Consider the following 19716-nt stretch of genomic DNA (forward strand, 5'->3'; position numbering starts at 1 on the left):
GTCGCGCGGTTAACCGGGCTTTGTCGCGGCGTCGCCGACGCGGCATCGGATCGCCGGCGCGGTGGCGGCGAAAGATAACGACCAGCGTCCTTAGCGAACGGACCGGCAAGTCAGGGCTTAGGGCGACGCGCTCTGTTGCCCCGTCCTGCGCGGATCGCTCAGTTCACTATCGGACCAGCCGCCTCCTAGGTCGCCGATCAACGACGCCGCATCGAGCAAGCGTGTTTGTTGCACGTTCAATGCGGTTTGCTGGAGATTCAGTTGAGCGGCTTGCGCAGTCGCCACCGTCGTAAAGTCCACCGTGCCGGCCTGGTATTCGTTGCGTGCAATCTCGGTGCCGCGCGTCGCGTCGCGGACGGCGCGCTCCAGCACCTCGGATTGCTGCGCGAGGATGCGCAAGCCGGCAAGGTCATTCTCCACGCCCTGGAACGCCGCCAAAACGGTGCCGCGATAATTGGCCACGGCCGCTTCATACGACGCCTTTGCCGCATCGACCTGCGCACTGCGCTGCCCGCCGTCGAACAGCGTCTCGCTCGCCTGGCCACCCAACGACCACACGTAGTTGCTGATATGCAGCAGGCCGGCCAACGGCGACTGCGTGAAGCCGTCCAGCGCCGACAGCGAGATCGTCGGGTAATACGCGGCGACGGCCACGCCGATCGCGGCGTTCTGCGCCGCCATCTGACGCTCGGCGGCGGCAATGTCGGGCCGGCGCTGCAGTAGGGTGGACGGCACGCTGACCGGAATGGACGGCAGAGTCGGCAGCATGGTGTTCGGAGGGATGTCCAACTCTTCCGGGTTCTTGCCGACCAGCACGGCGATCGCATGAACGTTCTGGGCGCGCGCGACGCCCAGCGCGATCAGACTCGATTGCGCCGACTCCAGTTGTGTCTGCGCGCTCACCAGGTCTGACGGCGGCACGGTGCCGGCCTTGTCCTGCTCGGCGACGACGCGCAACGATTGCTGGAACGCGTCGACGGTGTGAGTGAGCAGATCGATATTCGCGTCCGTCACGCGCAGATCGATGATCGCGTTTGCCAGCGCGATCTGCTCGGAGAGCGTGGCGTTCGCGAGCGTCGCCTGACTCGCTTGCGCGGTGACGGCGCTCTGCTCGATATTGCGTCGCACGAGACCCCACAGGTCGGGCGCCCAGCTGGCGTTAGCTTCGAGCGAGCCGGCGTTGTTGATGCGCTGAAAACTGCTCGCCCCGCCCAGGCCGCCAAGTGAGCCGCTACTGAAGTTGCCGGTCGACGAACGTGCGCGGGTCGCCGATCCCGTCACTCCGATCGTCGGAAACAGCGCGCTGCGTGCAAGCCGCACTTCTGCCAGTGCCTGCTGGTAATTCGCATAGTCCTGGCGCACGGTCTGGTTCGACACCGACACGAGCGGCTCGAATTCATCCATGAGCGGGTCGTTAAAGCCCGTCCACCAGTCGCCCTTCGGAAACTCGGCGGCGGGCTGCGCTTCGGTCCAGCCAGGCAGTTCTTTCCACGTGGCGGGCGTCGCGACGGGCGGGCGATGATAGTCGGGGCCGACCGTGCAGCCGGCTGTCAACACCGTCGACAACGCAGTCGAAAACACCAGCATCGCGCCGGCCAGTCGGGTGAGGGAGATCGTCTTCATCATGAACTCGTATCCGGTGCTTCGCCGTGGCGATTCCACGGCAGGCGCGCTGACCATCTGGCGAGTCGCGCGCGCAGCCGGTCGAGGTACAGATAAATCACCGGCGTCGTGTACAACGTAAAAACCTGGCTGACGAGCAGGCCGCCCATGACCGTCACGCCGAGCGGCTGGCGCAACGACGCGCCCTGGCCGATGCCGATCGCGAGCGGCACGGCGCCCAGCACGGCGGCGGCGGTCGTCATCATGATCGGACGCAGGCGGACCACCGCGGCCTCGTGAATCGCATCGCGCGCGTTCCTGCCTTCGTGGCGCTGCAACTGGATCGCGACATCGACCATCATGATGCCGTTTTTCTTGACGATGCCGATCAGCAGAATGATGCCGATCATCGCGATCACAGAAAAGGGCGTGCCGAAGATCAGCAAGGCCAGCGTTGCGCCAATGCCCGCCGACGGCAGCGTCGACAGGATCGTGAGCGGGTGCACCGTGTTCTCGTACAGCACGCCGAGCACGAGATACACCACTACCAGCGCGGCGAGAATCAGCAGCGGCACCGCGCCCATCGACTGCCCATAAGCTTGCGCGGCGCCCGCGAACGCGCCATGCACCGACGCCGGCATGCCGATGTCACGCTCGGCCTGCGCAATGATCTGACCGGCTTCGCTCAGCGATCCGCCTGCCGGCAGATTGAACGAGATGGTGCCGGCCACGAGTCCGCTCTGGTGGTTCACCTGCGTCGCGGTGTGGCTGTTCGAGAAGGTCATCAGCGCGGCGAGCGGCACCATGGTTTCGGCCGCCGTGCTGTCGGCGCTGCCGCTGGAATTGCCGCCCTTGCTGTTCGAAATGCTGTTGGTCTGCTGATTCGCTTCGGCATCGGCGTTCAGCGAATTCGTGTTCGCGCTGGTGCTCGACGCGCTGCGGACAGCCGCCGGCTGCTGCACGGCTTTAACGGTGGCGCGCGACATCTGCGTCTGCTGCGTGCCGTTCGCGTTGCCCGCGGCGGTGCTCAGGTAGATCTGATTGAGCGCTTGCGGATATTGCCAATAGGCCGGCGCGACTTCCATCACGACAAAGTACTGATTCAGCGCGTTGTAAATGGTCGACACGGTGCGTTGTCCGAACGCGTCGTACAGCACGTTGTCGATCTGGTTCGGCTGAAAACCATAACGCGCGGCGGTCGCGCGGCTGAAATTCACATAGGTTTGCAAGCCGTTCTGTTGCAGATCCGAGTTCACGTCGTCCATCTTGCTGCGGTATTTGCCGAGTTCGGTCATGAGTTTCGGCACCCATGTGAAGAGTGCGTTCGCATCGTCGCTGGTGAGCGTGTACTGGTATTCGGCCGCGGCCTGGCGTCCGCCGATCTGCAGATCCTGTTGCGCCTGCAGGAAAAGCCGCGCGCCCGAGACGGCGTTGAGTTTCGGCCGCAAGCGGTTGACCACTTCAGTCGCCGACAGATGGCGTTCGGCGAGCGGTTTGAGTTCGATGAATACGTTCGCGGTATTCAGCGCGCGTCCGCCGGTAAAACCTGCGACCGAGGCTACCGCGGGGTCCTGCTTCACGATCGACTGCAATTGCGCGAGCTTCTTTTCCATGGCGCCGAACGAGACGCTCTGGTCGGCAATGATCTGTCCGATCAGAATGCCGGTGTCCTGCTCCGGAAAGAACGTCCCGGATAGGAGCCGTGCAAGAAAGACGTTGGCCACCAGCAGGCCGATCAGCAGCAGGACGACCGCGAGCGCGTGATCGAGCGCCGTTGCGAGCGAGCGGGAATAGGCCTGTTTGAAGCGCTCGAACTGCGCCTCGATCCAGCGTGCCCAGCGTGCCTTTGAATGCATCGCGCGTTCGTGGCTGAGCAGGTAGGCGCACATGACCGGCGTGACGGTCAGTGAAATGATCAGCGACAAAATGATCGCGATCGACAGCGTGACCGCGAACTCGTGAAACAGCAGCCCGACAATGCCGGGCATCAATAGGATCGGCAGGAACACCGCGATCAGCGAGAGGCTCATCGAGATCACGGTGAAGCCGACCTCGGCGCTGCCGCGCAGCGCGGCTTCTTTCGGCTCGAGGCCGGCTTCGAGATGACGCACGATATTTTCCAGCACCACGACCGCGTCGTCGACCACGAAGCCGGTGCCGATGGTCAGCGCCATCAGCGAGAGATTGTCGATGCTATACCCGAGCAGATACATCGGTCCGAAGGCGCCGACGATCGAGAGCGGCAGCGCGACCGCCGGAATCAGCGTGGCGCGCGGCGACAGCAGGAACACGAAGACCACGCCCACCACCAGCAGCACTGCGATGAACAACGTGCGCTCGGTATCGGCCACCGAAGAGTTCACCGACTCCGAGCGGTCGATGGCGACGTTCACATGAATCGCGCTCGGCAACGCGGCTTCGATGATCGGCAGACGTGCGCGGATTTGCCCGACGGTCTGCACGACGTTGCTGCCCGGCGTCGGATAAACGATCACGAGCACCGCCGACTTGCCGTTGTAGAGTCCGGCATTGCGAATGTTTTCATTCGAATCGCGCACCTGGGCGACGTCGCGCAACAGCACGGGTGCGCCGTCGCGATAGGCGATCACCACGTCGCGATACGGCGCGGCCTTGCTGATCTGATCGTTCGATGTCACCACGTAGCGCTGCTCGCCCTGATCGACATGGCCTTTCGCGCTGTTCGCGTTCGCCGCGCCGATCGCCGCGCGCACGTCTTCGAGGCCGATGCCGTAGCTGTTCAGCTTGCCCGGCTCCAGCTCGACGCGCACCGAGGGCAACGCGCCGCCACCGAGCGTGATCTGCCCGACGCCGGTGACTTGCGACAACTGCTGCTGGATCACGGAGTCGGCGGAGTCGTAGAGCTGAGCTTTGGTCAGCGTGTCGGAGGTCAGCGCGAGCACCATGATCGGCGCGCCGGCCGGGTTGTACTGGCGGTACGTCGGGTTGCTGCGCAGCGTGGTCGGCAGATCGGCGCGGGCGGCCTGAATGGCGGCCTGCACGTCGCGCGCCGCACCGTTGATATCGCGGTTCAGGCCGAATACGACGATGATCAGCGACGAACCCACGTAACTGATCGAGGTGAGCTGGTTGACGTCGGCGATGGTGGCGAGACGCCGCTCCAGCGGTGCGGCAACCGTGGCCGCCATAATTTCCGGACTCGCGCCCGCCATGTTCGCCTGCAACGCGATCACAGGAAAGGCGATGTTCGGCAGCGGCGCGACCGGCAGGCGGAAATAGGCAAGCGCGCCGGATATCAGAATCGCGAACGCCAGCAGGGCGGTCGCGACCGGGCGCCGGATGAAGAGCGCCGAGATGTTCACGGCGCGTTCTCCGGCGGCGCCGCGGTGCCGTCATTCGCGGCGCGGCGACGGTTCTTCACACGCTGCGCGAGGCGATCGAAGAAGAGATAGATCACCGGCGTCGTGAACAGCGTCAGCACCTGGCTGAGCGTGAGCCCGCCGATGATCGCAAGACCCAGCGGCCGGCGCAGTTCCGAGCCGGTGCCGGTGCCCAGCAGCATCGGCAGCGCGCCGAGCATGGCGGCGAGCGTGGTCATCAGGATCGGCCGGAAGCGCAGTAGCGACGCTTCGAAGATCGCTTCGCGCGGCGGCTTGCCGTGCACGCGTTCCGCTTCGAGCGCGAAGTCGACCATCATGATCGCGTTCTTCTTGACGATGCCGATCAGGAGCACGATGCCGATGATGCCGATCACGTCGAGATCGCTGCCCGCGATCATCAACGCAAGCAAAGCGCCGATGCCGGCCGAGGGCAGCGTCGAGAGAATCGTCACCGGGTGAATGTAGCTTTCGTACAGCACGCCGAGCACGATATACACCGCGACCAGCGCGGCGATCAGCAGATACACCTCGCTGGAAAGCGAATCCTCGAACGCCTGAGCCGCGCCCTGGAACGAGGTCGTGATGGAAGGCGGCAGATCCACCGCTTTCTCGGCGTCGCGGATCTGCGCGACGGCGGCGCTGAGCGACGCGTCCTGCGCGAGGTTGAACGAGATCGTGACGGAAGGGAACTGCGCAAGGTGGCTGATCAACAGCGGCGATTGTGTGATGCTGATCTTCGCGATGCCCGACAGCGGCACCTGCCCGGTGCTGCTCGTTTGACTCGGCAAATACAGATTGCCGATCGACTGCACCGTGGGAATCGTCTCGGGCTTCGCCACCAGAATCACGCGGTACTGATCGGACTGCTGGAAGATGGTCGAGACGATGCGTTGGCCGAGCGCATCGTACAGCGCGTTGTCGATCGTGGCCGCCGTGATGCCGTAGCGCGCGGCAAGCTGGCGGTTCACTTCGACGTTCACGCTCAAGCCGTTGGTGTTCAGATTGCTGGTGACGTCCGTGATCGCGGCAATCTGCTTCATGCGCGCGATCAGCGCGGGCACGTATTGATTGAAAGCCTGCTGGTTCGGCCCGCGCAGCACGAAGTTGTACTGGTTGCGCGAGATCGAGGTGTCGAGCGTCAGGTCCTGTTCGGGCTGCAGGTAGAGGCGAATGCCGGGCACGTCGGCCACTTCCTGCTGGATGCGGCGGCCGATCTCCTCGGCGGTGATCGAGCGGTCGTCGCGCGGGCGCAGATTGATCAGGAAGCGGCCGTTGTTCAGCGTCGGATTGGTGCCGTCGATGCCGACATACGAGGTCAGCGACACCACGTCGGGATCCTTCAGAATCGCGTCGGCGAGGGCGCTTTGACGCCGGACCATGGCAGTGTACGACACCGAGTTGTCGGCCACGCTGATGCCCTGAATCACGCCGACGTCCTGCACCGGAAACAGTCCCTTCGGAATCACGATGTACAGAATCGCCGTGAGCGCGACGGTGATCAGCGCGACCACCAGCGTCAGCAACTGGTGATCGAGCACCCAGACGAGGCCGCGCTCGTACGCGGCGAGCGTCTTGTCGAACAGGCCTTCGCTGATGCGCTCGAAGCGGCTCGGATGACGTTGCGCCTGCGCACGCAACAGACGCGCGCAGAGCATCGGCACGACGGTCAGCGAGACCACCGCGGAGATCACGATCGTCACGGCGAGCGTGATCGCGAATTCGCTGAAAAGCCGGCCGATCACGCCGCCCATGAACAGCAGTGGAATCAGCACGGCGATCAGCGAGACCGTCAGCGAGAGGATCGTGAAGCCGATCTGTCCGGCGCCTTCGAGCGCGGCTTCAAGCGGCGTCTTGCCTTCCTCCAGATAGCGCACGATGTTCTCGATCATCACGATCGAGTCGTCCACGACGAAACCGGTCGCGATGATCAGCGCCATCAGCGAGAGGTTGTCGATCGAATAGTTGAGCTGGTACATCACGGCGAGCGTGCCGATCAGCGAGACCGGCACGGAGATGCTCGGAATGATGGTGGCGGGCACGTTGCGCAGGAACACGAAAATCACCAGCACGACCAGCACGACGGCGAGCACCAGTTCGAACGCGGCGTCCGAGACCGACGAGCGGATCACGCCCGTGGTGTTGGCGACCACCGTGACTTGCAGGCCGGCGGGCAGCGTCGATTCGAGCGCCGGCAATTGCTTCATGATCTGGTTGACGGTGGCGATCACGTTCGCGCCCGGCTGACGCTGCACGTTCAACACGATGGCCGGCGTGCGGTTGTACCACGCGCCGCGTTCCACATCCTGCGCGGCCTGGCTCACGCGCGCGACGTCGCGCAAATACACCGGCGCGCCGTTCTGATACGCGATCACCGTGGCCAGATAGTCTTGCGGATCGACGATTTGGTCGTTCGCGTTGATGGTGTAATCGAGCTCCGGTCCGTCGAAATTGCCTTTCGGCTGGCTGACGTTGACGTTCGCGAGCAGCGTGCGCAGATCGTCGAGATTCAGGCCGTAGGCGGCGAGCTTCTGCGGGTCCGCTTCGACGCGCACGGCCGGCACATTGCCGCCGGCGGTTGTGACGAGACCGACGCCGGGCACTTCGGAGATCTTGGTGGCGAGGCGATTGTTGGCGGTGTCCTGCAACTGCGTCAACGACATGGACTTTGACGTGACCGCGAGCGTGAGGATCGGCTGATCGGCCGGATTGACCTTGGCGTAGGTCGGCGGCGCGGGCAGGCCGGCCGGCAGGAAGCTGTTGGCGGCGTTGATCGCCTGCTGCACGTTCTGTTCGGCGATGTCGAGATTCAGCGCGAGATCGAATTGCAGCGTGATCACCGACGCGCCTTCCGAACTGTAAGACACCATCTGCTGCAAGCCCGGAATCTCGCCGAGCTGGACTTCGAGCGGCGCGGTGACGGTGGTCGCCATCACATTCGGACTCGCGCCGGGGTAGAAGGTCTGGACCTGGATGGTCGGATAGTCGACAGCCGGCAGCGACGAGACCGGCAGGAAGCGCACCGCGACCAGGCCGACGAGCACGAGCGCGACCATCAGCAGCGACGTCGCCACGGGCCTCAGGATGAACAGACGGGAGAAGTTCATCGACGGGGCGGCGTGCTATGAAGCCGTGGATGCCGCGTTGGCCGCGGACGCAGAGGCCGGCGGTGCGGCCGGCGCTGCCGCCGACGAACCCGCGGCACCCGAGCCCGGCCGCGCTGTCGACGCCTTGATCTTCAAGCCGTCGCTCAAGCGGTCCATGCCGTCGGTGACGACCACGTTGCCGGCGGCGAGCCCTGTTGTGATCACCGTATGCTGACCGTCGCTGGGCCCCAGCGTAACCTTGCGCACCGATACGGTGTTGTCGGCGTTGACCAGATACACGTAGTCGCCGGGCGCGCCGCTCTGCACCGCGGGCGTCGGCACCAGCACCGCGTTTTGCAGCGTGTCGACCAGCAGTTTGACGTTGACGAATTCGTTGGGGAAGAGCGCCTCGTCGTCGTTGGGGACCGTTGCGCGCAACGTGACGGTGCCGGTCGCGGTCGCCATCTGATTGTTGATCGCGTAAAGCGTGCCGGTCGCTATCTGCCGCGAATTGTCGCTGCTGAACACGGCGACGGGTAACTGCGCCCCGGCGTTGACGCGTTGCAGCACCTTATCGAGCGCGGTTTGCGGAACCGTGAACTGGACGGTGGTCGGCTTCATCGTGGTGATGACCGCAATGCCCGGCTGACTCGACGCGGTCACGTAGTTGCCCGGGTCGACGAGCCGCAGCCCGACCCGGCCTGACACCGGCGCAGTGATGTGGCAGTAGATCAGGTCGAGATCGAACTGGGCGATGTTGGCTTCGTCGGCCTTGACGGCCGCCTCGTCCTGCAGGACGAGAAACTTCTGGTCCGCATAGGTCTGCTCGGCGATCGACTTACGCTCGTTGAGCTGGGTAAAGCGCGCGAGATCGGCGCGCGCCTGGGCAAGCGCCGCCTTGTCCTTGGCAAGTTGCGCCTCGGCTTGCCGCTTGCTGATTTCATACTGGCGCGGGTCGATCTGCGCGAGGAATTGGCCTTTCTGCACGTCCTGGCCTTCGCGATAGCCGACGGCGGTCAGGTAGCCGCTCAGTTGCGGCAGCACGGTCACGGTGGCAACGGGCGTCACGGTGCCCAGTTCGCTCAGCGTCTCCGGCATCGGTCCCGTGGTGGCTGCGGCGACCGTTACGACCTGGGGCGCCACGCCCGGCTTGGCCGGCTTCGAGCGCAACACATGAAACACCACGAGGGCGATCAGCGCCAGCACCACGATTGCGAACACGATGCGGCCACGCCGCGGACGCTTGACCGGGATCGTCGACGCTTCGCTCATAACGGTCTCCCGCCGGATGCGTGGCACCCGGCGAACGCCGTCGATGGACGGTCCGGCCAATGGCTGTCGAAGAGCGTCATACGAACTCCCAGGATGGGCATCGCCGGTGCCGGCGACAGGAATCCACACAATCACGCCCAGAGTCTATCCGACTGTGGAGCTAATTCTCGCGACACCACCTTGACGGGCGTTTCGATTTGTTACGGTCGGCCGGACCGTGGCGCCATGCCGTCTACCCCGGCGCGAGCGCGGCCATACGGAAAAAAGTAGCAACGACGCGGACCGTGACGGGAGAACAAGCGAGGCATACGCGCAGCCGAGGTGTAACCGCGAAACTCGACGCAACAGAACCGTAGCCCGACTGTCGGGGTCGCTCGCTAGCATGAGGGCCTTGTCCAGTCTCAACCGACGAGGTACCCGATGCTGAGCCATCATGAACTCGCGACTCTGCTGCGTCTCGCTGACACCGGGCGGCGTCCGGAAGCCATCGATCCCGATGTGCTCGCGCTGAGCCGGTACGAGCTGATCGAAATCGACCGGCGCGAGGAGGGCGTGATGGTGGGCGGCGCGTCGACGCTGCGGCTGACGAACCGGGGCCGTGAACTCGTGCGCCGTCTGTTCGGCGGCGGCGTGTGAAAGAACGACCTTGCGGCGTCGCCGGCGTTTCGATCACATGAGATCGGGGCGCGGCGCCGGCGTGCGTCTGATCTGCCGGGCCAGCGTGTCGCGATAGATGCCGGGCACGGCGGCCAGCTCGGCCGGCGTGCCTTGCTGAACGACGCGGCCGCGGTTGAGCACCACGATCCGGTCGAACGACTGCAAGGTCGACAGCCGGTGAGCGATCGCGATGACGGTGCGATGCTGCATGAGCCGTTCGAGCGCGGCCTGAATGGCGATCTCCGATGCGGTGTCGAGCGCCGAGGTCGCTTCGTCGAGCAGCAGGATGGGCGAGTCTTTCAGAATGGCGCGGGCAATCGCGATGCGCTGCCGCTGTCCGCCGGAGAGTTTGGTGCCGCGATCGCCCGCAATGGTGTTGAGCCCTTCCGGCATCGCGTTGATGAAATCGAGGCAGTAGGCGTCCTCGCACGCGCGGCGCACGTCGGCCTCGGTGGCGTCGGGGCAACCGTAGCGGATGTTGTCCAGCAGCGAGCGGTGAAACAGCGACGCGTCCTGCGGCACGACCGAGATGGCGCCTTGCAAGCTTTGCAACGTGACATGCGCGATGTCCTGGCCGGAAATGCGCACGCAGCCGGAGACCGGCTCGTAGAAGTGCTGAAGGAGCGCGAGGATGGTCGATTTGCCCGCCCCCGAAGGACCGATCAGACCGACGCGCTCGCCCGCGCCGATATGCAGGTTCAGACCGCTCACCACCGGGCGGCGGCCCGGATACGCGAAGGTCACGTTTTCGAAGTCCACGGTGGGCTGCCGGACTTCCAGCGGCGCCGCTCTGGTGGGTTCGGGCATGGCGTGCGGGATCAGTAATGTTTCGGACGCTTCGCCGAGCCGGGCGACATGCTGGGTCAGGTCGACGAACGCCACGGCGATGTCGCGCGAGCCATGCAGGATCGAGAAACCGAGCGAGCCGACCAGAACCACGTCGCCGGTGGTCGCACGGCCGACGCTCCACAGCCACACGGTCCACCCGAGCACGCACGCCGACAGGACGGAAGTGGCGAGCGCGTGCAGCAGGCGCAGCTTTTCGAGGTAAAGCACGCTGCTCTTGCGGGCGTCGCTTTCGACCGCGAGCAGTTCGTCGAAGCGACGCCGTTCCATCACCACGGCGCAGAAGGCGCGCACGAGGCCCATATTGCCGATCACGTCGACGAGTTCGCCGTCGACCGAGGCGGCCCGCGCGGCGAACGCCTCGTGCCGGGCCGTGCCTTTGCGCGCCAGCAGGAACAGGCAGAACGCCAGCACGGCGGACATGGCGACCAGCGTCAGGCTCATGGGAATGCTGACCGCGCCGACCATGACGATCGCCCCGACCACGGTCAGGCTCGGCGGCAACGCCGTCCACGCCACGGTGTTTTCAATCACGTACACCGCGTTGGCCGTCGCCGAAATCCGGCTCGACAGAACGCCGGGTTGCTTGTCGGCGAAGAAGGTGGGGGCGTGCACCGTGAGATAGTCGAACATCTCGCGCCGGATATCGCCCGTCACGGCCACGAACGTGCGCGCCGAGACCCAACCCGCGATGCGCCAGAACAGATTGTCGGCGAGGATCAGCGCGACCAGCACGGCAAACGCGTGAATCACGTGTTGCGGGTGGGCGCGGCCGTTCGGCAACGCGTCGATCAGATTGCGGATCCCATATTGTGATGCCAGCGCGCAGCCGACCGCCGCCACGACACTCGCCAGCACCACGGTGTGCGTCAGCTTGCGGCGCGCCACGTAGCGCCAGATCAGCCGGATGGGCCGCCCGGCGTAGCGCGACAGCACGCGGGATTGCCGCCGTCTGCGCACGCGCCCGGCCCGGCCGGCATCACCATCGTTGGACAGTTCCATGGCACCGCACTGGTTCGAAGGGTTCCGGCGTCCATGCTGTGCGGTCCCGCGGCGCAGGCGACAGTGGATCAGTCCGGCTCTGTCGGTACGCAAGCAACGTGCCGTTATGCGCGGCGAGCCGGTCTGGTTTGCGCTGATGCATATCGGATAAGGCTGTGCGGTGATTCCCCATTTTTCGCGAGACGCGATACCCTATACTTCCAAACGCCAAAACGATCCGGTGCTTGCCGCGCGGCAAGCCATTTTTATCATCCGTAACGTGGGTTTCGTTCAATGTCGACCCGCCGCCATCCGCTGGGAATGCGATGAGTGACCCTATGCAGCCGCCGTTTTCCGTTCTCTTCGTCGACGACGACGAGATGTCGCGCAATCACTTCGCGCGCGCGATGAGCGCCGATTACAAAGTGTATGTCGCCCAAGGCGCCGATGAGGCGATAACGGTGCTCGGCAAGCACGCCTCGGAGATTGCCGTGCTGGTGACGGACTTCCGCATGCCGGGCCGCGACGGCGACGATCTGCTGCGCCAGGTGGCGCGCGAGTATCCGCAAATCGTGCGCATTCTCGTGACCGCTTATGCCGACAAGGACATGCTGCTGCAAACGGTCAATACCGGCGACGTGTTCCGCATTATCGAAAAGCCGCTGCGAACGGACATGGTGCGCGAGGTGCTGCAACTCGCAACCGCGCGCTACACGGAACGCGAAACGCGTCAGCAGCGGCTGCTGGCCATGGACGAGACGCTCGCCTTCCTCGCCCACGAACTGAACACGCCGTTGGCGACGATCTCGCTGTTCGCGCGCTCCGTCGAGAATGACGTGGCCGAGCAATACGATCCTGAGCGTCAGCGGGAGATCGGCCTCGCCGCGAAGTCGATGTTGAACAATGCGCAGTATTGCCTGACGCTGATCTCGTCGTTCTGGGCGACGGTGCACAAGAGCGGCGGCCAGAAGTCCGCCTCGGGCGGCGGTACGCGCGCCGTTAGGGCGACGCGCCTGATCGCCACGCTGCTCGACACCTATCCGTTCGTCGCGTCGCAGCGCGATTGGGTCAAGGTCGACGTGGAAGGGGATTTTATCGTGCATGCCATGCCCAATTGCGTGGCGCTCGTGCTGTCTTCGCTGTTGTCCAACGCGCTGCGCGCGCTCGACGGCAGCAGCGCGCCTGCATTGCGGCTCGAAGTGGTGGCGTTCCCTGAGCCCGAGATCCGCATTCGCGACAACGGCCCGGGGATCGCGCCGGAGGTCAAGGCGCGTCTGCTGCAGGATCCGGTCACCACGTACGCCGGCGCCGGCGGCCACGGCATGGGGATGATCTTTTGCAACCGGATCATGCAGTCGTTCGGCGGATGCCTGCGAGTCGATTCGACGGTCGGCGCGGGGACGACGGTGACGATGGGTTTTCCGGGGTTCAATAGCCGCCTGCATGCCGCTGATGACGAGGAGCCGTCCGCTAGTCAGGCGGCTTTGCGGTGAACTGGATGGCCCGCATGGCAACTTGCGTCACTCCTGATCGCTGAAATAATCCCGATGCTCACGGCCAGCCTTGGCCGTGGCGAAATACGTCTGCAATGCATCGGTCGAACGCTCGCTCAGGATATCGATTCGCGCGAGCCAATCGGGTTCCACCGGCCATTCGCCTTGCACCACGCGCGGATAGATTTGCCGCGCGAACTGATGCAGCGCTCGCGCGCCGAGATTGCCGCTCACGCCGAGCAGGATGTGCAACACGCCGTGCGTCGATTCGAGGTCGCCGGCCGCGACACCTGTCGCAAGCCGCGCCACCAGCTGGCGGATCTGCTCGATGCCTTTGAGGAACGATTCGTCGAGCAGATCGAGCGAGGCCAGTTCTTCGAGGTGTTTCTCGTCGAGCAGTTCGCTGTCCGTCACGATCGGCAGATTGCCGGCCGGCGTGGCCGCCGTCGTCGACGAGAGTTCGGTTTGCGCCGGCGCGTTCGAGTCACGTTGCCGGCCAAACTGTCGCGCGAGGCACGCGTAGAGCGAACCGGCTTGCACCGGTTTGATCATGACTTCGTTCATGCCCACGGCGAGACAGGTCTGCACGGCCTTCAGATCGGACTGGCTGGTCAGCGCGATGATCGGCACGGTGGCATATGAGTCGGCACGGGCGCGAATCGACGCGGTCGTCTCCAGGCCGCCCATGCCCGGCATATTCATATCCATGACGATGGCGTCGATTACGCCGTCCCCCTGCAGATGCGCGAGCACGGCCTGCCCATGCTCGGCCTCGACGACGCTTGCGCCGCATCGCTCCAGATAGGCTTTGGCCACCAGCCGGCTGTAGGTGTCGTCGTCCGCGACGAGGATCGATTTGCCGGAGAACGCGTCGGATTGCTGGCTCAGAGGGTGGCGGTTGCCGTTTTCGAGAAGCGCCTGCAGCGTCGTGATCAATTCGAGCACGCTGCAGGACTTGCTGATGATTCCGTCCATGCCGGCGCGCCGCGCGAGCACGCGCACCACGCTTCCGGGCTCGGCCGTATAGGCGGCAATCAGGACATTCCAGCTCGGATAGTCGTGAGCGGCGCGAATTTTTTCGGCGGCCGTATAGCCGTCCAGAACCGGCATGTTGATGTCCATCAATACGAGGTCGTAAGGGGCCGACTCGCGGAGCACGGTCAATGCAACCGCGCCGTTTTCCGCTTCGCTCACGCACGCGCCCACTTTCGACAACGCACGACAGGCGCGCGCACGCTGACCGGCGTCGTCGTCCACGACCAGAATACGCCTGTCTTTGAAGACCGGCGTGGCGCGTTCAAATATGTGCCGCTCGTGGTCCACGATTTCGCTCTTTGGCACGACGGGAAATTGCAGCGTGAATTCCGTGAACCTGCCGACTTCCGAGCGGCAACTGATACTGCCGCCGAAGGCGCGCATGGCGCGCTGGCAATAGGCGAGTCCGAGCCCCGTGCCGCCCGAAGTCTCCGCGGTACGGAACGGCTCGAACAGATGCGATACCATCGCGGGCGCAATGCCGGGACCGGTGTCGCGAACCATGACCGACTGCTGCTCGATGGTCAGGGTAAGCGTGGCCGCCGGATGCGTGGCGATGTGATGGAGCGCGTTCTTGATCAGATTGAACAGCGTGAACAGATAGACGGTTTCGTCGACCTTGAAGGTGAAGTCCTCCCGCACCACGAGCCTGACCTTGTCGCGTTCCTTTTCGTCGGCAAAGCCGTATTCTTCCAGCGCCTTACGCGTGGTGCTCGCGGCGCTCAGATAAGCGAGGTAGTCCGGGCGAATGGGTTTGGCGCTGACTTCGTCCAGCGTCATGGCAATGATGCGCAGTCCGCGCTCGATCGACAATTGCCCTTGCGCGAGATGACGATACAGTCCGGCGGTATTCCCATTCCTGTCGCGTCGATCGTGCGTGTCGTGCACGAGCGCGAGCGGGCTATCGGGTCCCATGGTTGCGGGTAGCGCTTCTTCCACGCGATCCAGCACGTAGCGCAACTGGCTCAGGGGATTGCGCATTTCATGCGCGATCGAACCGGCGAGCGCCTGCAGCGCACGGTTCTTTTCAACGAAGATGCGTCCTTTACTGATCGCATGACTAAACGCCATGCTGCACAGGACGACGACCGGCAGCAAGGCGAGATTCGACTGATCGGCGGCGGTCACGACAATCGGCACCGGCGAACTGAGCACCGCGGCAAGTGCCCCGGAGAACACGCCAATGCCGATGCAGCCCATCAGCAAAAGCGGATTGTCGATGCACAGCGCCATGATGAAAATCATCATGACCTCGGTCATCATCCACATGGTGGAGAATGAATTTCTGATCGCGAGGAATGTGCAAACGAATGGCAGGACGTAGATCAGGCAGCAATGCCAATAGATCAGCAGGTAATGATTGAACCGCTTCGGCCAGCGCGCCTGAAAAATCAACGGAATGCAGACTAGCGCCGCACTCAGTCGAAGGGAAAGATTGTCGTAAGGCTGCGGCAGGACATAAGTCCAGACTACGTAGTAGATCGGGTGGCACAGGAGGCCCAGTGCGCCGCCCCATCCTATTGCAAACCGGCTTCGTTCCAGCACGTCCCGCATGCTCTCGCGCGGCATGACCATCAGGCCTCCAGTGACATTTACGAGCCCATCAATTCTTGCTTGCCGCGAAGTTGCGCAGCCGCCGGCTCGATCGGCGAACCGTCCTTTCCGTGGAAAGGGCCGACCGCGAAACCGTGCTTCTTCAGCAGGCTGTGCGTGTACGAGACGGACCACACGGGCGGGCTGCCGATGATGAAGTCGGACGCAATGCCTTCCTGCCAGGCGGAGTAGCCTTCGGCGAAACAGGTATAGCAGTCGCGCGTGGTCGGCAGCCGGAACGGGAACGCGGTGTTGAGTCCGGCCGGCCCACGCGCGAAGCACTCAATATATAGCGTATGTCCGCGTGACGCGAGTTCGGCCTCGACGCTCGCCGCCCGCGGGTGGGAGTCGTCGATCCAGAACTGCGCGCGCCTGAGATCGGCCGCGGTAAGGTAGGGCACGCTGGTGCTGCTCGCCAGAATCGCGCCGTCGAAGTCCGGCAGTGGGGTGTTTGGACTGAAGGTGTGCACAGAGACGCGCGTTTTACCGAGCAGGTCCGATGCCATCAACTCCCTGGCTTGCTCGGTGAGCAGATTCACCTTGTCCGGCAGATCGATCAGAACAAGCTCGCGCGGCGCATCTTTGTAGAGCGCGTATTTGGCCACCGTCGTGCCGAGCCGGCCGGCCGCGCCGAATAGAGCAAGCTTGGTGTTGCCGAATTCGAGGTCGAGTTCATTGCAGCAGTGCATGGCCCAGTCTTTCAGCATCGCGGCGGTGGCGGCGTGGCCGGTGGTGATATGCGGCGGTTTGATGTCGCGCGGCAGGGCTCCGTAGTTGCACGCATAAGGCGTGGAGGCGCCCATCGCCACCATGTTCAGGCCGGCCTGTCTTGCCAGCTCCAGGGCCGGGAAAAATTGCGTCTCGCGAAATCGCTTGATGCCGCGCGGGCTGCCGAGCCACATTTCGAGCGGAACGGGACACGCGATATTGGCGCCGATGATCTGCGATCCCGAATAGATGGGTGAGGCAATGAAAGGCCTGGTGTTCCAAAGCTCTTCTTCGAATGACGCATTTCGATGCTTCACATTGTGAAACGAAAAGGAAAGGGTTTCCCAGTCGGTAGCGTGAAAGAGAAATCCGACGCCGCCTTGACCGGCCGGCAGGTTATCCCGGATCTCGTCCGGGGGGATGGTGTGCTTAAGTTTTAAGGCGCCCGTTTGAAGTTGACGACCCCCGATTTGCCCGTCGGAATAGGTCTGTATTTCGTGGTGAACAGAAGTTTTCATTTGTTTTTCCCTTTGATTGAAACTCGCGTTGGACGATCAGCGCGACAAAGTCGACTGGCGTGTTAGATGGTCGACCCTTCAACTCTAGAGAAAACTGATGCTGTGTGCGCGTCTGTTGCTTCGCATTGCCGAGAATTGGCATCCCCGGCGATTCGGCCCGGTAGATTTTTCCAACGAGAAGATGCGATGGCCAAACGGGCCGGAGAAGCTGGAATCTTTCCGTTGGAAAATTTTGGGCAGCCGTATGAACGAGTGGCGTCACTGCCTTCGGCGCATCGCCGGAGCACGCGAGCCAGTCGGTCTGCACCTCGTGGGCACGTTTGAGCGACGCGCCCATGAAAGCGTGGGCGGCACGACGTGCTTCACATTCTCCCTTCATGCGGCGTGCTCGCCCCATACCAGCGTACCGAATCCGCATGCGTTTCGACCACGTTGATGCGGTGCTCCAGATCGACCAGATCGGCCGACGACGCCAGATAGGCGTCGCGTTCGTGGTCGTCGGTGGTGATCAGCAAGGCGCTCAGTTTCTTCGCAAGCTCGGTGAACATGATTTTCTCCAGTCCGTGTTGCGACGAGCGTTGCGATCCGGCTATGGGAGTTGGCGTTGCCCGTCGATGGAATAGAGCTTAGGCGCGAAGAATGAGCCGGAAATGAGCGCGTGAAACCGGCGAACCACGGCTCGGCCCGGGTGAATTTCGAACTGAAACGCGCGCGGCGCCGGCCGAGGCTGGGGGATTTATTCGGCGCTGCTGGGCGGGCGCGACGTTGCGATAAACGTGTTGATCGCGGCGGCCAGCGCGTGCGGGTATTGATACATCATCGCGTGGCCCGCCGCACGCACCACGAGCAGTTGCGCATGCGGAATCTGTTCGGCGAGCGCTTCCGAGTTCTGCTTCGGCAAGACCTGATCGTCGGCGCCCGTCAGGATCAGGGTGGCGAGGCGGACGTTTTTCAGCGCCGCCGCGGCGGCCTCGTCACCGGCCCAATCGTGCAGCAACGCCGACTGCCCTTCGGTCACGGTCGCGGACATGGCGGGCGACTGATAGCCGGCCGGCTGGAACATATTCCGACGGAAGCACCGCTGCGCTGCGTCCACGGCGTTGGGTGCAAACAGGACCCGCATGACGTCCATGAAGGTGGTGCCCGCTTTGCCTGACAAGGTGGCTTCGACCTCCGGCGTCACCGGCACGCCGAGCGATCCCGGCGCGGGCGCGCTCATGAGGACGATGCGCCGCACGGCGAGCGGCGCATCGAGCGCGAGTTGCTGGGCAATGGCGCCGCCCATCGACCAGCCGACGAAGGTGACGTCGGAGAGTCGCAGCGTGTCGATCAGCGCAGCCGCGTCGAGCGTCATGTCCCGCATCGTAAAGCTCGATGCAGCCGGTTCGGAGCGGCCGATGCCGCGGTTGTCGAAGACGATGACTTCGTGCCGTTTGGCGAGATCGGTCAGAAAGGCCGCGTCCCATTCCGCGACCGTCGCGCGAAAACCGGTTTGCAGCACGATCGGCGTGCCGTGGCCGAAACGGTAGTACGCGATGTCGCCGTTCACCGTATGCGCGATCTGTTCACGAATCGACGGTTTGTGGTCCGGGCGATCGGCAACGACAGGGCAGGCCTTCTCGTTCGCGAAGTGGACGGTTTTCGCTTCGACAAGCGCGGGCTGCGTGGCGCCGAATAGCGCGACCAGCGACGTTGCCGCGACGAGCGCACATAGGCGCCTCATGACGCCGGGCCCTTGCCGGCTTCGCCGAGCATCACGGTCCAGCCGAGCCCGCGGACATTGCGAATCACCGAGAGGCCGAATTTCTTGCGCACCGAATGAATCAGCACGTCCACCGCGTTGCTTTCGACCTCTTTGCCCCAGCCGTACAAACGGTCCTCGAGCTGCTCGCGCGACAGGATCGTGCCGGGGCGTTCGAGAAATGCGAGCATCAGCGCGAATTCGCGTGCGGACAGCACGGTCGTTGCGCCGTTGCAGGTCAGCGTGCGCTTGTCGAGATCGAGGCTCAGCGATTCGTCGCCGAGACGCGACGAAGCGTAGCCCGCTTTGCGCCGCAGCACGGCACGGATGCGGGCGAGCAGTTCGGGGACGTCGAAAGGTTTGAGCAGGTAGTCGTCGGCGCCGACATCGAGACCCTGTACGCGCGAATCGAGATCGTCGCGGGCGGTCAGGATCAGCACCGGCACCGCGTTGCCGGCCGCGCGCGACGACTTCAGCAACTCGATGCCGCTCATGCCGGGCAAGCCCAGATCGAGCAGCACGACGGTGTATTCGGCATTGGCCATCGCGTCGCGCCCGGCGACGCCGTCTCTCACCCAGTCGACGCTATAGTCGGCGTCCTTGAGTGCACGCAGCAGACTTTGACCAATCTGCAGGTCGTCTTCAACAAGGAGAACTCTCATGATCGTCCTGTCGGCAACAGTCAGGTTGTGCCTGACTCGCAGCTCGCGCGCGCATGGCCGGACCACGGTAAGCGGGCGATTGAATGATAACCGATGCACGCGCGGCGGCATGATCCGGCGTGCCGTTCTGGACGAACGGATGAGAAGTCTTGTGCGTGCCGACGCA

12 protein-coding genes are annotated in these 19716 nt (G+C 64.0%); 2 read left to right on the top strand and 10 right to left on the bottom strand.

Going from position 1 to position 19716, the window contains the following annotated elements; all coding sequences use genetic code 11:
- Positions 1–117: 117 nt before the first annotated feature.
- The 4 genes from B0G80_RS27455 to B0G80_RS27470 are packed head-to-tail and all read right to left on the bottom strand — an operon-like array spanning position 118 to position 9316.
- Positions 118–1626, bottom strand: a complete 1509-nt coding sequence (locus B0G80_RS27455; RefSeq protein WP_116121191.1) for an efflux transporter outer membrane subunit — start codon at positions 1624–1626, stop codon at positions 118–120.
- Positions 1623–4943, bottom strand: a complete 3321-nt coding sequence (locus B0G80_RS27460) for an efflux RND transporter permease subunit (protein WP_116121193.1) — start codon at positions 4941–4943, stop codon at positions 1623–1625. Before B0G80_RS27460 ends, B0G80_RS27455 begins: the two co-directional genes overlap by 4 nt.
- A complete protein-coding gene (locus B0G80_RS27465) occupies positions 4940–8065 on the bottom strand; it encodes an efflux RND transporter permease subunit (RefSeq protein ID WP_116121195.1) in 3126 nt (1041 codons plus the stop codon). Before B0G80_RS27465 ends, B0G80_RS27460 begins: the two co-directional genes overlap by 4 nt.
- Positions 8066–8080: 15 nt before the next feature.
- Positions 8081–9316 carry an efflux RND transporter periplasmic adaptor subunit gene (locus B0G80_RS27470; protein WP_116121197.1) on the bottom strand — a complete coding sequence of 412 codons (1236 nt, stop codon included), beginning with the start codon at positions 9314–9316 and terminating at the stop codon, positions 8081–8083.
- A 420-nt stretch (positions 9317–9736) separates the two neighbouring features.
- On the opposite strand from B0G80_RS27470, the gene B0G80_RS27475 reads away from it, so the two are divergent.
- Positions 9737–9952 (top strand): hypothetical protein, encoded by a 216-nt coding sequence (locus tag B0G80_RS27475; RefSeq protein ID WP_116121199.1) that lies wholly within the window; start codon positions 9737–9739, stop codon positions 9950–9952.
- A gap of 33 nt (positions 9953–9985) precedes the next feature.
- Here B0G80_RS27475 and B0G80_RS27480 read toward each other — a convergent pair whose 3' ends face one another.
- On the bottom strand, positions 9986–11821 hold the full coding sequence (locus tag B0G80_RS27480; RefSeq protein ID WP_116121201.1) for an ABC transporter ATP-binding protein: 1836 nt from the start codon (positions 11819–11821) through the stop codon (positions 9986–9988).
- A gap of 305 nt (positions 11822–12126) precedes the next feature.
- On the opposite strand from B0G80_RS27480, the gene B0G80_RS27485 reads away from it, so the two are divergent.
- Positions 12127–13293, top strand: a complete 1167-nt coding sequence (locus B0G80_RS27485; protein WP_116121202.1) for a hybrid sensor histidine kinase/response regulator — start codon at positions 12127–12129, stop codon at positions 13291–13293.
- A 27-nt stretch (positions 13294–13320) separates the two neighbouring features.
- On the opposite strand, the gene B0G80_RS27490 is transcribed toward B0G80_RS27485, so the two are convergent.
- The 5 genes from B0G80_RS27490 to B0G80_RS27510 form a co-directional block, all read right to left on the bottom strand.
- Positions 13321–15903, bottom strand: coding sequence for a response regulator (locus B0G80_RS27490; protein WP_116121203.1), 2583 nt, complete (start codon positions 15901–15903; stop codon positions 13321–13323).
- A 17-nt stretch (positions 15904–15920) separates the two neighbouring features.
- Positions 15921–17147, bottom strand: coding sequence for a hypothetical protein (locus tag B0G80_RS27495; protein ID WP_116121204.1), 1227 nt, complete (start codon positions 17145–17147; stop codon positions 15921–15923).
- Between the two features lie 362 nt (positions 17148–17509).
- The gene (locus B0G80_RS27500; RefSeq protein ID WP_116121205.1) at positions 17510–17695 is read right to left on the bottom strand and encodes a DUF3563 family protein; all 186 of its coding nucleotides are present in this window, start codon (positions 17693–17695) and stop codon (positions 17510–17512) included.
- Between the two features lie 188 nt (positions 17696–17883).
- A complete protein-coding gene (locus B0G80_RS27505; RefSeq protein ID WP_116121206.1) occupies positions 17884–18870 on the bottom strand; it encodes an alpha/beta fold hydrolase in 987 nt (328 codons plus the stop codon).
- Positions 18867–19550 carry a response regulator transcription factor gene (locus B0G80_RS27510; protein WP_116121207.1) on the bottom strand — a complete coding sequence of 228 codons (684 nt, stop codon included), beginning with the start codon at positions 19548–19550 and terminating at the stop codon, positions 18867–18869. The genes B0G80_RS27505 and B0G80_RS27510 overlap by 4 nt, the downstream gene beginning before the upstream one ends.
- Positions 19551–19716 lie beyond the last annotated feature (166 nt).

The organism is Paraburkholderia sp. BL6669N2 (assembly GCF_003387275.1).
Taxonomy (GTDB): Bacteria; Pseudomonadota; Gammaproteobacteria; order Burkholderiales; family Burkholderiaceae; genus Paraburkholderia.

What these genes read in the sequence shown, in the direction of transcription:
- B0G80_RS27475 (WP_116121199.1), top strand. Translation starts at nt 9,737, where the DNA reads ATGCTGAGCCATCATGAACTCGCGACTCTGCTGCGTCTCGCTGACACC.
- B0G80_RS27500 (WP_116121205.1), bottom strand. Translation starts at nt 17,695, where the DNA reads ATGTTCACCGAGCTTGCGAAGAAACTGAGCGCCTTGCTGATCACCACC.
- B0G80_RS27465 (WP_116121195.1), bottom strand. Translation starts at nt 8,065, where the DNA reads ATGAACTTCTCCCGTCTGTTCATCCTGAGGCCCGTGGCGACGTCGCTG.
- B0G80_RS27455 (WP_116121191.1), bottom strand. Translation starts at nt 1,626, where the DNA reads ATGATGAAGACGATCTCCCTCACCCGACTGGCCGGCGCGATGCTGGTG.
- B0G80_RS27510 (WP_116121207.1), bottom strand. Translation starts at nt 19,550, where the DNA reads ATGAGAGTTCTCCTTGTTGAAGACGACCTGCAGATTGGTCAAAGTCTG.
- B0G80_RS27505 (WP_116121206.1), bottom strand. Translation starts at nt 18,870, where the DNA reads ATGAGGCGCCTATGTGCGCTCGTCGCGGCAACGTCGCTGGTCGCGCTA.
- B0G80_RS27470 (WP_116121197.1), bottom strand. Translation starts at nt 9,316, where the DNA reads ATGAGCGAAGCGTCGACGATCCCGGTCAAGCGTCCGCGGCGTGGCCGC.
- B0G80_RS27485 (WP_116121202.1), top strand. Translation starts at nt 12,127, where the DNA reads ATGAGTGACCCTATGCAGCCGCCGTTTTCCGTTCTCTTCGTCGACGAC.
- B0G80_RS27480 (WP_116121201.1), bottom strand. Translation starts at nt 11,821, where the DNA reads ATGGAACTGTCCAACGATGGTGATGCCGGCCGGGCCGGGCGCGTGCGC.
- B0G80_RS27495 (WP_116121204.1), bottom strand. Translation starts at nt 17,147, where the DNA reads ATGAAAACTTCTGTTCACCACGAAATACAGACCTATTCCGACGGGCAA.
- B0G80_RS27490 (WP_116121203.1), bottom strand. Translation starts at nt 15,903, where the DNA reads ATGGTCATGCCGCGCGAGAGCATGCGGGACGTGCTGGAACGAAGCCGG.